At 48.4% G+C, this 13,882-nt stretch carries 13 protein-coding genes; 3 read left to right on the forward strand and 10 right to left on the reverse strand.

Annotated elements, in window-relative coordinates:
- The first annotated feature begins 104 nt into the window (after positions 1–104).
- Positions 105–656, forward strand: coding sequence for a hypothetical protein (locus BD749_RS01535; protein ID WP_101442618.1), 552 nt, complete (start codon positions 105–107; stop codon positions 654–656).
- A 114-nt stretch (positions 657–770) separates the two neighbouring features.
- Here BD749_RS01535 and BD749_RS01540 read toward each other — a convergent pair whose 3' ends face one another.
- The 3 genes from BD749_RS01540 to pckA form a co-directional block, all read right to left on the reverse strand.
- A complete protein-coding gene (locus tag BD749_RS01540) occupies positions 771–1,436 on the reverse strand; it encodes a DUF4159 domain-containing protein (RefSeq protein WP_101442619.1) in 666 nt (221 codons plus the stop codon).
- Between the two features lie 18 nt (positions 1,437–1,454).
- Positions 1,455–2,171, reverse strand: a complete 717-nt coding sequence (locus BD749_RS01545; RefSeq protein WP_101443573.1) for a 16S rRNA (uracil(1498)-N(3))-methyltransferase — start codon at positions 2,169–2,171, stop codon at positions 1,455–1,457.
- Between the two features lie 139 nt (positions 2,172–2,310).
- Positions 2,311–3,927 (reverse strand): phosphoenolpyruvate carboxykinase (ATP), encoded by a 1,617-nt coding sequence (gene pckA / locus BD749_RS01550; protein ID WP_101442620.1) that lies wholly within the window; start codon positions 3,925–3,927, stop codon positions 2,311–2,313.
- 209 nt (positions 3,928–4,136) lie between these two features.
- On the opposite strand from pckA, the gene BD749_RS01555 reads away from it, so the two are divergent.
- Entirely contained in the window at positions 4,137–5,723 is a 1,587-nt protein-coding gene (locus tag BD749_RS01555; protein ID WP_101442621.1) for a peptide MFS transporter, read from the forward strand.
- A 171-nt stretch (positions 5,724–5,894) separates the two neighbouring features.
- Entirely contained in the window at positions 5,895–6,491 is a 597-nt protein-coding gene (locus BD749_RS01560; protein ID WP_245868603.1) for a hypothetical protein, read from the forward strand.
- Between the two features lie 83 nt (positions 6,492–6,574).
- Here BD749_RS01560 and groL read toward each other — a convergent pair whose 3' ends face one another.
- The 7 genes from groL to miaB form a co-directional block, all read right to left on the reverse strand.
- Positions 6,575–8,212 (reverse strand): chaperonin GroEL, encoded by a 1,638-nt coding sequence (gene groL / locus BD749_RS01565; protein ID WP_101442622.1) that lies wholly within the window; start codon positions 8,210–8,212, stop codon positions 6,575–6,577.
- Positions 8,213–8,248: 36 nt separating this feature from the next.
- On the reverse strand, positions 8,249–8,539 hold the full coding sequence (groES, locus tag BD749_RS01570; RefSeq protein ID WP_101442623.1) for a co-chaperone GroES: 291 nt from the start codon (positions 8,537–8,539) through the stop codon (positions 8,249–8,251).
- 244 nt (positions 8,540–8,783) lie between these two features.
- On the reverse strand, positions 8,784–9,164 hold the full coding sequence (gene secG, locus BD749_RS01575) for a preprotein translocase subunit SecG (RefSeq protein WP_101442624.1): 381 nt from the start codon (positions 9,162–9,164) through the stop codon (positions 8,784–8,786).
- A gap of 1 nt (position 9,165) precedes the next feature.
- Complete coding sequence (locus tag BD749_RS01580) at positions 9,166–10,539, reverse strand: hypothetical protein (RefSeq protein WP_101442625.1); 1,374 nt, start codon at positions 10,537–10,539, stop codon at positions 9,166–9,168.
- A gap of 29 nt (positions 10,540–10,568) precedes the next feature.
- Complete coding sequence (locus tag BD749_RS01585) at positions 10,569–11,087, reverse strand: LptE family protein (RefSeq protein ID WP_245868605.1); 519 nt, start codon at positions 11,085–11,087, stop codon at positions 10,569–10,571.
- A complete protein-coding gene (locus BD749_RS01590; RefSeq protein ID WP_101442627.1) occupies positions 11,077–12,351 on the reverse strand; it encodes a sigma-54 interaction domain-containing protein in 1,275 nt (424 codons plus the stop codon). Before BD749_RS01590 ends, BD749_RS01585 begins: the two co-directional genes overlap by 11 nt.
- A gap of 88 nt (positions 12,352–12,439) precedes the next feature.
- Positions 12,440–13,879 carry a tRNA (N6-isopentenyl adenosine(37)-C2)-methylthiotransferase MiaB gene (gene miaB, locus BD749_RS01595; protein WP_101442628.1) on the reverse strand — a complete coding sequence of 480 codons (1,440 nt, stop codon included), beginning with the start codon at positions 13,877–13,879 and terminating at the stop codon, positions 12,440–12,442.
- Positions 13,880–13,882: the final 3 nt, after the last annotated feature.

Here is a 13,882-nt window from a genome sequence, read left to right on the forward strand (position 1 = left end):
TAAGACTAATTTGTTTACCACAGCGCAACGGAGCAGTATAAATATGCAGGAAGTATGCAGGCGAAATACATTAATTCTGGTATATTTGGTAAGAGACCGATCGCATGGAAGATTTTAAGCTTATTCTATACATTCTGGCAATTGTGGCCTACTTTATCTATACGGCCTGGCGCAAAGCCTTTAAAACGCCTGAGGACGATGGCCGTCCGCCTGCACCACATAACCAGCCCCCTCGTGAGCGACCCGATCCACGGCCCATGCCAGCTTCACAGCCACAAACAAGGCAGCAAAGACCAGCAGTTCCTGCCACTTCTTTTGAGGATATTTTAAAAGAAATGCAGCGCAAAATGGAGCGGGCAAATGAGACCGAAAGACCATCTGTAGAAAGTCCGAAACCTGTGTTACAGCCTGTAACGCAACCTGTGGCGAAGGATCGTGAGCCCAGACGTACTGCTCTATCCCTTGAAAACCCTGAGCAAGCTAAATTGTATAATCAACAGCGCAGAGAGCGTCAGGCCGCTGCTGACGCCCTGTTTGATGCTAAAAAGTATGAGAGAAAGACAGTTCCTAATGTTTATGGGGAGCTGCTTCATAATCCGCAGTCTGTACGTCAGGCTTTTATTTTATCTGAGATTTTTAACAGAAAGCAATATTAGGATAGCTATACCTGATCAGGTGTGCTAGCAGAGCAGCTGATGAGTATTGACACAGTTGCGTCCTGTTTTTTGAACAAAGTAATTCAAAAAAAGGGTCAGTTAATTAAATTAAAGCTACAGATACTGCGTGAGGGCGTATGCCAGAATGTTGGCCCCCATTTGCAATGCTTCACGTCTTTTGTTTTCAGGGTCGTTGTGCACTTCAGCATCTTCCCATCCATTTCCTAAGTCTGTCTCGTAACTGTAGAAGCAAACTAATCTGCCTTTGTGGATGATGCCAAAACCTTGAGGCGGTTTGTTGTCGTGCTCGTGTATTTTGGGAAGGCCGTTTTTAAAAGTGTATTTCTGATTATAGATAGGGTGGTCGAAGGGAAGCTCCACAAACTCATACTCGGGAAACACTTTTTTCATCTCTTTCCGGATGTACTGATCCAGTCCATAATTGTCGTCGATATGCAGGAAGCCGCCGCTAATTAGGTAACTGCGCAGATTCTGGGCCTCGGCATCAGAAAAAACCACATTGCCGTGTCCCGTCATGTGCACAAAAGGGTAGGCGAATAGCTCCGGGCTCCCAACTTCCACCACACTTTCTTCCGGGGCAATGTTCATGTTGAGGTTTTGGTTACAGAACTTGATCAGGTTTGGCAACGATGTTTTGTTCGCATACCAGTCACCACCCCCATTGTATTTGAGCTTGGCTATTTTAAAACTGTGTTTCTGCTGCGCGGTTAGCACACCACAAAACAGGATCAGGTATAGCAACAGGAGGGAGCGCTTCATGTGTGGTCTTTTTAAGGTTTATAACGGGGCATAGATATCGTGTAGTACGTGCAAGGTATGGCAGGCGACCAGCGCGGCCGTCTCCGTGCGCAAACGACTCTGCCCCAGCGTGACTGGTTTTATACCTAGTTCATAGGCAGCCTTTATTTCATTAATCGAAAAATCGCCCTCCGGACCGATGAGGATGCAATGCTGCCGGTGTGGCTGGTAGTAATCCCTGATCGATTTGGTGGCGTCATCTTCCAGGTGCGCAATAAAAGTGTCCTCAGGTACGCAGGTTTTAATAAAATGCTGGTAAGACGTGAGCTCGTTCAGCAACGGCAGATAACCTTTCTGTGACTGTTTCATGGCGCTGACGGCGATTTTTTCAATGCGGTCCAGACGTAGCTGCTTGCGCTCGGAGTGTTCGCATTCCAAAAACGTGATCGCGCTAACACCGATCTCCACAGCTTTCTCTACAAACCATTCCATCCGATCCATGTTCTTTGTCGGGGCCACGGCAATATGCACATAATAAGGGAGTTTGCCGTACTCAAGATGCTTGTCTATGATCTGTAACTGACAGCGTTTCTGGTGCGCATCCTGAATAATGGCCGTATACCTGCCACCTTTCCCATCAACCAGGTATACCGTGTCCCCTTGATTCAAACGCAGCACGCGGGTGCAGTGCTTCGATTCATCTTCGGCTAAGGTATAGATATCGGAGTGGATGTCGGGGGTGTAAAATAAATGCACGTTGTTGTGGGTTGAATTTGATTTGCCTGTTACAGGTATACGAAAGTAGTCATTTTTGTAACAAGGATGTCGGTTGAAGATCATAAAAAAAGCCTTTCCGCTACCAGCAGAAAGGCTTTTTTGTAGGTATAAAGATTACTTAGTCGATGGATACCTCTACCTGAGGGGCACCAGCCATGATGTCTTCGCTTGCAAAATCAGCGTATTTGCTGAAGTTCTTCACGAATTTAGTGGCCAGGTCAGTTGCCTTCGCATCATACTCTTCTTTATTTGCCCAGGTATTGCGAGGGTTCAGCACTTCGTTAGGTACATTAGGGCAAGAGTTAGGCATTTCTACCCCGAACACTGGGTGCTTCGTGTACTCTACGTTGTCCAGCTCACCGTTAAGTGCGGCAGTAATCATGGCGCGGGTATAAGGCAGCTTCATGCGTGAGCCGATGCCATAAGGACCGCCTGTCCAGCCTGTGTTTACCAACCACACGTTTACATTATTCTCGTTCATTTTCTGACCGAGCATCTCTGCGTATTTTGTTGGGTGCAGCGGCAGGAAGGCAGCGCCAAAGCAGGCAGAGAAAGTTGTCTGAGGTTCTGTTACACCTACTTCAGTACCGGCTACTTTAGCGGTATAGCCAGAAATGAAGTGATACATGGCCTGGCTGGTGTTCAGTTTCGAGATTGGAGGCAGTACGCCAAAGGCATCTGCTGTCAGGAAGAAAATGTTCTTCGGAATGTCAGCTCTGGATGGCTCAACTGCATTATCGATGTGGTTGATAGGGTAGGCGGTACGAGTGTTCTCAGTTACTGATTTGTTCTCGTAGTCAACCGTGCGTGTTCCTTCCACAAAGCGTGTGTTCTCCACGATGGCGCCAAACTTAATGGCATCCCAGATTTGTGGCTCTTTTTCGCGAGTCAGGTCAATCACTTTAGCATAGCAACCGCCTTCGAAGTTGAATACGCTGTCTTCTGTCCAGCCGTGCTCGTCGTCTCCAATCAAGCCGCGGTTCGGGTCAGCTGACAAAGTTGTTTTGCCTGTGCCGGAAAGACCGAAGAAGATCGCCGTGTCACCTTCTTGGCCAACGTTGGCAGAGCAGTGCATCGACAGGGTGTTTTTCTCTTCTGGTAAGATATAGTTCAATACGCCAAAGATACCTTTCTTCATCTCACCTGCGTAGCCTGTGCCACCGATCAGGATGATGCTGCGGGTAAAGTTGATGATGGCAAAGTTAGGCTGACGGGTGCCGTCCACTGCCGGATCTGCTTCAAATTCAGGGGCGCAGATAATCGTGAACTCCGGGTTGTGGTTTTGAAGCTCTTCTTTCTCCAGCCGCAGGAACATGTTGTTACAGAAGAGGTTATGCCATGCCTGCGTGTTAACAATGCGCAGGTTCAGGCGGTAGTCTGGGTGAGCTCCTGCATAGGCATCGCGCACATACAGGCGACGGTCTTTCAGGAAGTCGATCATTTTGTTGTACAGGTTGTCGAACTTCTCCGGGTCGAAGGCAATGTTGATATCACCCCACCACACGGTGTTTTCGGTTTTGGCATCCTTCACCACGAAGCGGTCCTTCGGAGAACGGCCGGTAAATTTGCCTGTGTCACACATCAGGGCGCCAGTGTCAGTGAGTACGCCTTCTCCATTTTTCAGAGCCTCTTCCACTAGCTCGGCAGGCGTGAGGTTCCAGAGCACTTCTTTCGCTTCTTTGATGCCCAGGCTCTCCAGACCTACTGTACCTGATTTAATACCAGATTCTTTCATTTGAAAATAAAGGGTTTAAGTGAACTGTTTGTTTCACAACGGTGCTACAAAAATATAAAATATTAGATATTAAAATAAGATTAGTCGCTTTAATTAAAAAAGAGGTTGTAATGGCGTTCCACCAAAAAAATTTGTCTGTAAGCGTTTAAACCGATATATTTACCTTCTTTGTATGCTCAACTAAACTAAACAATCAACTAATTAACCCTATGTCTTATCAAGATCATACGCTTACTGACCAGGTAAGTGAGCAAAACGCACCGATCGGCGCTGACCCAACCGGACCAGAGATGTTCGGGCATCCGAAGGGACTGTTCTATCTTTTCTTTGCCGAACTCTGGGAGCGCTTCAGCTTCTACGGCATGCGCGCCCTCCTGGTGCTTTATATGGTGAACAACTTGTTTGAGTCGTTCGCCAACCGGGATGAGATCGCAATTGGTATCTACGCAGCTTATGGCGCCTTAGTTTATGCGACTCCTGTAATTGGCGGTATGATTGCCGATAGATTACTGGGTTACCGCAAAGCCATTATGCTGGGAGCCGTGTTGATGGCGCTGGGACACTTTGCGCTCGCGATTGAGCACCCTGTTTTCTTCTACGGTTCGCTGGCCCTTTTGATTGTAGGTAACGGTTTTTTCAAGCCAAATATTTCTACGCTGGTTGGTACGCTTTACAGAGAGGGTGATACACGCCGTGATGCCGGTTTTACTATTTTCTACATGGGCATCAATATCGGAGCCATGGTGGCGCCACTTATCTGCGGTTGGTTAGGTATGGAGTATGGCTGGCACTACGGTTTCGGCGCTGCAGGCGTTGGCATGTTGTTCGGCCTGATCATGTTCTGGCAAGGTGGTCGCAGCGGTGTATTCGGTAACAATGGCTTGCCGCCGGAGCCTGCTGTTATTAAAGAGCGCGTGGCTGGTATCACAAAAGAGGCCTGGGTAACGATCCTGAGCTTCCTGTCACTTCCTGTTTTTGGTCTGTTGCTGTTCAATGGCACACTCGACCTGCCAGGTTTTGGTGAGACTGTGTTCGATGGTTCTATCATGCACATCGTGATGAACTACATTTTGCTTCCTGTTATCACGCTGGTATTGATCTACAACCTGGTGAAGGTGGACAGTGTAGAGCGTCAGCGCCTGTTTGTGGTGATCTTGTTGACCTTCTTTATTACCGTGTTCTGGTCCTTTTTTGAGCAGGCGGGTTCTTCCCTCACGCTATTTGCAGAACGTAACGTGAACTTGACGTTCATGAACGCGGCACAGACAAACTCCATTAACCCATTCTTCATTATTCTGTTCGCATTGCCATTCTCGGCCATGTGGGTGTTCCTATCCAAGCGCCGTGTTAACCCATTCACACCTGTTAAGTTTGCCCTAGGTATAGCGCAGCTTGGTTTGGGCTTCCTAATCTTCGCCTGGAGTGCCAATTATGCTGATGCGGAAGGAAAAGTTTCCATCTGGTTCCTGATCCTGGGTTACATGTTCATCACGACGGGTGAGCTTTTTGTTTCACCGGTAGGCCTTTCAAAGGTTACAGAGCTTTCTCCTAAGAAAATCGTGGCCTTTATCATGGGTATTTGGTTCCTGTCATCATCTTTTGCGCACTACATCGCAGGTCTTATCGCTAAGCTGACTGCAGTGAGCGGTGGTGAAGGAGAAGCTGCTTCGGGTATGGCTTCCCTGATGGTATACACAGGCGTATTCGAGCAGATTGCCTATGTAGCCTTTGGATTTGCTGTATTGGCCCTGTTGCTTACCCCGATCATGCGTAAGTGGATGCACGGTATCCACTAAGCTAAAATATAACATTCATCAAAAAGCCCGCGCCATACCTGGTGCGGGCTTTTTGTTTTTATAGTACAATTTAGGATATTGCGGAAATTTGCGAATCAGCCTCCAAATTCCTGTTATATAGCGATTTGGTATGGTTCGTAGACTTATACTTTTAGCCATATTTCAATTTTAATGCAATTTAAAAATTGGCGTTTCATCTCAGCTGCCGCATTACTGCTGTTATCCTCCTCTTGCGAGGTTGAAACGACTACCACTACTCAAACAGATGCTGCTATACCTGAGCCTCTCAGTACGGTTTACATCATAAAAAAAGGGGAGCACAGTACTCAGAGCCAATTTAAATTTGTCAACACCTCTTCTATCCGATTTGAGGCAACATTTGACAGTTCGGCTATCTATCAAACCACTATAACAAATAATCAGGCTGACATTAACAAGCTGTACGGCCTCTCTGACTGTGACACGGAGCACCATACTAACAGCGCCCGTTACGGGTGGCGCTGGTTTGAAGGTCGACTCGAAATACATGCTTATACCTACAACAACAAGATTCGTAACACGAGCTATATCACCTCGGTGCAGCTTGGCCAAGCCAACAGGTATGAGCTCGAGATGGGAGAGAAGGAATATACTTTCAAAGTAAACGACCAGCAGGTTAGGTTACCACGCTCGTGTGCCACAGCAGGCAGTCACTATCAACTGTACCCATATTTTGGTGGCGATGAAAAGGCGCCCCATGATATCACCATCAAGATAAGAGATCTATAATACCACTGTTCCGACTGAAATAAAACACAAAGCCCCGGACCAAATGGCCCGGGGCTTTGCTATTATCAGACTATGGGAGTCAATTACATCATGCCGCCCATTCCGCCCATGCCACCTGGCATACCGGCAGGAGCAGCCCCTTCTTCAGCAGGCTCTTCAGAAACTACACACTCTGTAGTAAGCAGCAGGCCAGCGATAGAAGCAGCATTCTCAAGCGCAAGACGCGTTACCTTCGTTGGGTCGATGATGCCGGCCGCAAACATGTTCTCGTACTTATCGTCGCGGGCGTTATAGCCATAGTCAGCCTTACCTTCGCGCACAGCCTGTACAACCACAGAACCCTCGCCACCAGCATTGGCAACGATCGTGCGAAGCGGAGCCTCCAGGGCAGTTTTGATGATGCTTACACCTGTCTGCTCGTCGGCGTTGTACACGTCCACGTTGTTCAGTGCATCCAGTGCACGGATCAGGGCAACGCCACCACCGGCTACGATACCTTCTTCCACGGCAGCTCTTGTAGCGTGCAGTGCATCGTCCACGCGGTCTTTCTTCTCTTTCATCTCTACTTCAGTAGAAGCACCGATGTAAAGGATAGCCACACCACCAGACAGTTTTGCCAGACGCTCCTGCAGTTTCTCCTTGTCGTAGTCAGATGTCGTTGTCTCCATCTGCGCTTTGATTTGGTTCACACGAGCCACGATGTCATCTTTAGAACCAGCACCATTTACAATAGTGGTGTTATCTTTGTCGATGATCACTTTCTCTGCCTTACCCAGGTAATCCAAAGTAGCGTTCTCCAGCTTGTAACCGCGCTCTTCAGAGATAACCGTACCGCCAGTCAGGATGGCGATGTCTTCCAGCATAGCTTTTCTGCGATCGCCGAATCCAGGAGCTTTCACAGCAGCGATTTTCAGAGAGCCACGCAGTTTGTTTACTACCAGGGTAGCAAGGGCTTCACCATCCACGTCTTCCGCGATGATCACCAGGCCTTTGCCCGTCTGAACAACCTGCTCCAGTACCGGAAGCAGTTCTTTCATGGTAGAAACTTTCTTGTCGTAGATCAGGATGAACGGGTTGTCGAAGTCAGCTTCCATTTTCTCTGCGTTTGTCACAAAGTATGGAGACAGGTAACCGCGGTCAAACTGCATACCTTCTACGGTCTTCACTTCAGTTTCAGTGCCTTTGGCTTCCTCTACCGTAATCACACCGTCCTTACCAACTTTGTCCATCGCATCGGCAATCATTTTACCGATTTCAGAGTCGTTGTTGGCAGAAATAGTACCCACCTGAGCGATTTCAGAAGAGTTCTCGATCTTCTTAGACTGCGCACGCAGGTTATCAACCACAGCGTGAACTGCCTTGTCGATACCGCGCTTCAGGTCCATTGGGTTGGCACCAGCCGCTACGTTCTTAATACCGGCTGTATAGATAGCCTGCGCCAATACAGTGGCCGTAGTGGTACCGTCACCAGCCTGATCAGCAGTCTTAGAGGCTACTTCTTTAACGAGTTGTGCTCCCATGTTCTCGATCGCGTCTTTCAGCTCGATCTCTTTCGCTACTGAAACACCGTCTTTCGTGATGGTAGGGGCACCAAATTTCTTATCAATAATTACGTTGCGGCCTTTTGGACCCAAAGTAACTTTTACAGCATTTGCCAGTTTGTCTACGCCAGACTTAATCTTGTGGCGCGCGTCAGCATCAAATGTGATGTTCTTAGCCATAGTTATATCTCTTGATTTTTGGTTAATGGGAATAGATTAAAGAATAGCCAGGATATCTGACTCACGCATGATCAGGTAATCGTTTCCGTCGATAGAGATCTCGGTACCTGCGTACTTGCCATACAACACTTGGTCGCCAACGGCCACCTGCGGCTTCATCAGAGCGCCTTGCTCAGATACTTTGCCTTCGCCTACAGCCACGATCTCGCCGCGCTGTGGCTTCTCTTTAGCAGTGTCCGGAATGATGATGCCAGACTTCGTTTTTTCTTCTGCTGCAGCAGGAGCTACAATCACTCTGTCTGCTAATGGTTTAATGCTGATTGACATAGTTTGTTATGTTTTTAGTTTTTGTGGTTAATGATTTAACGTTGAAACCATACTGTCCCTATCATTTCCTGTGCCAAGGCCATTTTTCTGCCAATTTGAGCCATTCTTGCAGTTTTGTCTTGCCAGATGACTGCCATTTTTGTCAGTCTGTGTCAGGTTAGGAGCTAGGCTATACCTGTTGGCAGCGAGCAGGCAAATAAAAAAGCCGGCTTTAGAGGCCGGCTTCTTTTGGTATAGGTTATTACTATTGAGCAGTATCTGTCATGGTCGGGATGTCACCTGCATCAGGTATAGACATATCTTCTTCAGTTTCGGCACCTGGCAGGGCAGGAGCAGCTGGTGTTCCCATTTGACGGGCGCGCTCTTCGTTTACACTACGGATAGTTGTATCGCCGCTTGCATCGCCCAGCATGTGCGTGCCAAGTGTCAGTACTACCAATGCAATGGCAAAACCCCAGGTCAGTTTTTCAAGCAGGTCGCCGGTGCGCTTTACGCCCATGAGCTGGCTGGCGCCACCACCGCCAAACTGGCTGGAAAGTCCGCCTCCTTTAGGATTCTGGGCTAGTACTACTAAAATAAGGAGTACACAAATGAAAAGAATAATACTGAGTAGGGCGATATACATTTTATGTTATGTTTTGTAATTTCTCGATCTGTTCGGCAAAGTAAGACTTTTTTTCCGGATATTTCAAAATAAGCTGTTCATAAATTTTAGCAGCTTTTTTAGGCTTCCCCTGGCTGATAAAGATGTTGGCCAGGCTCTCAGTGGCCATCCCTTTCTTTATTTTTGAGCTTTTGAGCGATAAATCTTCTTGTGGCTCAGGCTTTAGCTTCAGGTTAGCCATGGTTTTTAGTCTCGGATTCAGCTTCAGAAACTGGTCGATGATATCGAGTTGTTTGCTCAGTACATGCGTTGTTGGCTGTATTGCCTTCTCGAGTTCATGGGTCTTGCTATACTCAAGTATAAGCTCCGGGTGGAAGGCTTGAGGACGAGGACGGGTATAATCGTCCTTCAACTGCAAAACTTCGCCCATACGGCTGGAGCCCATCCAATAACCTAGTGCATCTTCCGCGTAGAGGCGGTCTATTTCGTCAAATGAGTAATTGATTTCCGCATCTTCAGGACGAACTGGTGATGGCTCCTCTGCTTCTTCGGCATAAAAAGCATCCTCAGCTTCCTGTTCATCTGCCATCGGCAGCGTGGAAAATTCTGATGCCGGCTCTTCAGTTTCTGTAATTTCTTCAGTTAGAGCCGTTGGTTCAGGAGCCTGTGCTTCTAAGCGATCTTCTTCGTTCGTCTCCAATTCAAAATCAGTCGCCTCTTCCAGATCATGCAGCATATCGGCAGCATCTGCCAGGTGGTTGTGCGCTGTAATCTGTTCGGCTGCCGATATAGAATTTTCCTCTTCGCGATTGCTTAGCAAGTCGGTGGATGAGGAACTGATGCTATTAAAGGTAAACAATAAGGCAAGCTCAGAATCAATCTCTGTATCAGGTGCTTCTGTGTCTGTTTCGATTGCTTCCTCAGTAGGGTAGGTATGGCTTTCGAAAGGAGCGGGGGTATATACCTCTTCAAGCGATTCTTCCGCTGTCTCTGTCACTGACACAGGTATAGCGTCTTCTGCAAGGCCATCCTCTGTCAACGTATCTGTTACAGGAGTCTCGGCTTCAACCTCTTCCGGTGCCAATGCGGTCGCAACAAGTGTTTCCTCTTCTTCAGCAACCGACGACGAATCATATTCCTCTTCATAAACTGTTTCCAGAACAGGCGAGGCGTAGATAAGCCGCTTTAGTAATTGCCGGTCTGTGGCATAGGCCGATGCGCGGCGCAAACGTTGGGTAGAGAGCATGCTGCCCTTGTCGTAAGCTGACTTTGCCAGTAGCAAATGGGCCGTTTGGCAATAGGGGAAGGCGACCGCCACCTGCTCCAGCTCGGTTTGCTGCTGGTCAGATATGTCGGATACCTGCTTGATCAGTTTAAGAAAGGCAGATTTATTCATCTAAGGGTAAAAAGGTAATTAGGTAATGACTACCAATTGGCTACAGTCTTATTAAATACATCGGCTACCAGTCGATCGGTCATACGGTCGATGGCTGCCGGCGGAATATTGGTAATGTCTACCGTAGGAGGGAATTCCTCTGTGATCGTGAACTGCTGATCGAAGTCCTGCTCCGGATCCTTGGCATTTGTAAAGCGAATTTGGATGCCCATTGTCAGCCTGTTTAGCGTAGCCTGGTCAATGTTTCCTTCGCGCACTACAGCGTTTGGAGTCAGTGTAAAAGTAATGATCTGTCCCTCTAATTGCAAGTCGCCATCGCGCTGCAATACGGTAAGGTTTGTGTTGCGCTGGTAATAGTTTCGGAAACTGTTGGTTACCACCTGCGACAAGTTAGATGGACCCTCACCGGCACTGTTCTCAAACGTTTGGATAGAGATGGTTTTGATATCAGGTGAAATAGAGGTGCCTGTAAATGAGTATACCCCGCAGGCATTGCAGCACAGGGCCACTAACACCATCAGACTCAGGATTAGGGATTTAGTTCTCAATATCATATTGCTTCAGTTTGCGATACAGCGTTCTTTCTGATATACCCAGGTCATTGGCTGCGTATTTGCGTTTGTTGTTATGCTTTTTAAGCGCCTTCAGAATCATCTCCTTTTCCATCGACTCCAGCGAAAGGCCTTCTTCTTCTGTCTCGTGCGAGATATCCTCTACCTTCTCCTCATAGTCTTCCTCATGACGCGCCTGCTGTACGGGGAGGTAATACGGCTCAGGCTGTTCGGTGCTCTTGTAAGGGCGAACATGGCTGATCTGTTCCAGGTTCTCAAACAAATGACTGTGTTCCTTTAGCAGCTCACCATCGCCAGGCTGTCGTGTCATCAGCTCGAAAACCAATTTCTTGAGCTCCGATACATCACGGCGCATGTCAAAAAGCACTTTGTAGAGCAGGTCGCGCTCCGAGAAGGACTGGTCAGCACCAGGCTCTTTGGCCATGATTGCCGGCACCTGGCTACCGCCTTGTTCGCGCGGCAGATAATGGCGCAGCTTATTGGCATCCAGTTCACGGTCGTACTCTAGCACCGAAATCTGCTCTACTATATTCTTTAACTGACGAATGTTGCCCGGAAATCGGAAGCTCAGCAGTTCCTCAACTGCATCGGGGGTCAGTGTAATGGGTTTCACACGGTAGCGCTCCGCAAAATCAGAGGAGAACTTCCTGAACAACAGGTAGATGTCTTCGCCACGTTCACGCAGCGGAGGAACTGTGATGGGTACAGTGTTGAGGCGGTAGTACAAATCTTCCCGGAAGCGGCCTTTCTCTACGGCATTGAGCAGATTCACGTTGGTGGCAGCCACCACCCGCACATCGGTCTTTTGTACCTTGGATGAACCTACTTTGATAAATTCGCCATTTTCGAGCACGCGCAACAGACGAGCCTGTGTGCCCAGCGGCATTTCACCAATTTCGTCCAGAAAGATCGTGCCGCCATCCGTCACCTCAAAATAACCTTTGCGTGTATCGGTGGCACCTGTAAACGAGCCTTTCTCGTGACCAAACAACTCGGAATCGATGGTGCCTTCAGGTATAGCACCACAGTTGATGGCAATAAATTGCCCATGCTTGCGCGGGCTCAGCTGGTGTATGATCTTAGAGAAAGATTCTTTACCACTGCCGCTCTCACCCGTAATCAGCACGGTCATATCGGTGGGGGCGACCTGCGCCGCCACCTGTATGGCGTAATTGAGCAAGGGTGAGTTGCCTATAATGCCAAATCGCTGTTTTATACTCTGTATATCGATATTGCGCATGTTTTAAGATTTGAAGATTTGGAAATGTGGAGATTTGAAGATGATCTGAATAAAATTTTCAAATTATGACATCTTCAAATTTCCAAATCTAATCTACCGCTTCGCCGAAGAGGGTTCCTACGGAGCAATCGTTCACAAACACGTTCACGTAGTCGCCTTTCTTATAGTGCTTCTTGTCGAAGATCACGACTTTGTTCTGGTCATTGCGGCCGCTCAGCTGGTCATCCGATTTTTTAGAGAATCCCTCAACCAATACGCGGTGCACACGCCCTACATCGCGCTTGTTACGATTCAGGGAGCATTCGCGCTGTTTCTCGATGATCTCAGCTAATCGACGTTTCTTTACTTCCAGGGGCACATCGTCCTCCAGTTTGCGGGCTGCCAGCGTACCGGGGCGCTCGGAGTAGAAGAACATGTAGGAGTAATCGTACTGCACGTAATCCATCAGCGAAAGTGTGTCTTGGTGCTCTTCTTCGGTTTCGGAGCAGAAGCCGGCGATCATGTCAGAGGAGATGCCGCAATCTTCACCAAGTATAGCCCGAATCGCATCCACCCGGTTCAGGTACCAGGCACGGTCGTAGGTGCGGTTCATGAGCTCCAACACGCGCGAGTTACCGCTCTGTGCCGGCAAGTGAATGTATTTGCAGATATTGTCATACTTTTTCATGGTATACAACACCTCGTCTGTAATGTCTTTGGGGTGGGAGGTAGAGAAGCGCACACGCAGGTTCGGGCTTAGTTGAGCTACCATCTCCAGCAGTTGTGCAAAGTTTACTTGCTCTGTGCCGTCCTCAGAAGCCCACTTGTAAGAGTCCACGTTCTGACCCAGCAGCGTTACTTCTTTATAACCCTGTGCTACCAGTGCCTCGGCTTCGCGTACGATTGAGTGAGCATCGCGGGAGCGTTCACGGCCGCGGGTAAACGGCACCACGCAGAATGAGCACATGTTGTCGCAACCGCGCATGATCGATATAAAAGCGCTCACCCCATTACTGTTCAAACGGATCGGGTTGATGTCGGCATAAGTCTCTTCGCGCGACAGCAGCACATTTACTGCTTTCTGTCCACCATCCACTTCATTGATCAGGTTGGGCAGGTCGCGATAAGCGTCGGGACCAACAACCAGGTCCACGATCTTTTCCTCTTCCAAAAGCGATTTTTTGAGGCGTTCGGCCATACAACCCAATATTCCGATCACCATCTCAGGCTTCTTCTTCTTGAAATAGTTGATCTGCCCCAAGCGGTTACGTACGGTTGTCTCGGCTTTCTCCCGGATAGAGCAAGTATTGAGGAATACCACATCAGCCTGTTCAATTTGAGCCGTGGTGTCAAAGCCCTGCTCGAACATGATCGACGAGACGATCTCGCTGTCCGAGAAGTTCATCTGGCAGCCGTAGCTTTCGATGTACAGTTTGCGGGTCTTGCCTGTGTTGGTCTCAGCTGTCACCTTAGTGTCGCAGGATGCGGCGGCTGTGGCTTGTTCAGGTGTGCGGTTATCTATAAAATCTAAATCAATGATTGGATCCATGCT

Origin of the sequence: Pontibacter ramchanderi (assembly GCF_002846395.1) — a bacterium.
In the GTDB taxonomy this organism is placed as follows: domain Bacteria; phylum Bacteroidota; class Bacteroidia; order Cytophagales; family Hymenobacteraceae; genus Pontibacter; species Pontibacter ramchanderi.

Coding starts and splice junctions, on each gene's coding strand:
- BD749_RS01535 (WP_101442618.1), top strand. CDS start 105: ATGGAAGATTTTAAGCTTATTCTATACATTCTGGCAATTGTGGCCTAC.
- BD749_RS01540 (WP_101442619.1), bottom strand. CDS start 1,436: ATGAAGCGCTCCCTCCTGTTGCTATACCTGATCCTGTTTTGTGGTGTG.
- pckA (WP_101442620.1), bottom strand. CDS start 3,927: ATGAAAGAATCTGGTATTAAATCAGGTACAGTAGGTCTGGAGAGCCTG.
- BD749_RS01555 (WP_101442621.1), top strand. CDS start 4,137: ATGTCTTATCAAGATCATACGCTTACTGACCAGGTAAGTGAGCAAAAC.
- BD749_RS01560 (WP_245868603.1), top strand. CDS start 5,895: ATGCAATTTAAAAATTGGCGTTTCATCTCAGCTGCCGCATTACTGCTG.
- groL (WP_101442622.1), bottom strand. CDS start 8,212: ATGGCTAAGAACATCACATTTGATGCTGACGCGCGCCACAAGATTAAG.
- groES (WP_101442623.1), bottom strand. CDS start 8,539: ATGTCAATCAGCATTAAACCATTAGCAGACAGAGTGATTGTAGCTCCT.
- secG (WP_101442624.1), bottom strand. CDS start 9,164: ATGTATATCGCCCTACTCAGTATTATTCTTTTCATTTGTGTACTCCTT.
- BD749_RS01580 (WP_101442625.1), bottom strand. CDS start 10,539: ATGAATAAATCTGCCTTTCTTAAACTGATCAAGCAGGTATCCGACATA.
- BD749_RS01590 (WP_101442627.1), bottom strand. CDS start 12,351: ATGCGCAATATCGATATACAGAGTATAAAACAGCGATTTGGCATTATA.
- miaB (WP_101442628.1), bottom strand. CDS start 13,879: ATGGATCCAATCATTGATTTAGATTTTATAGATAACCGCACACCTGAA.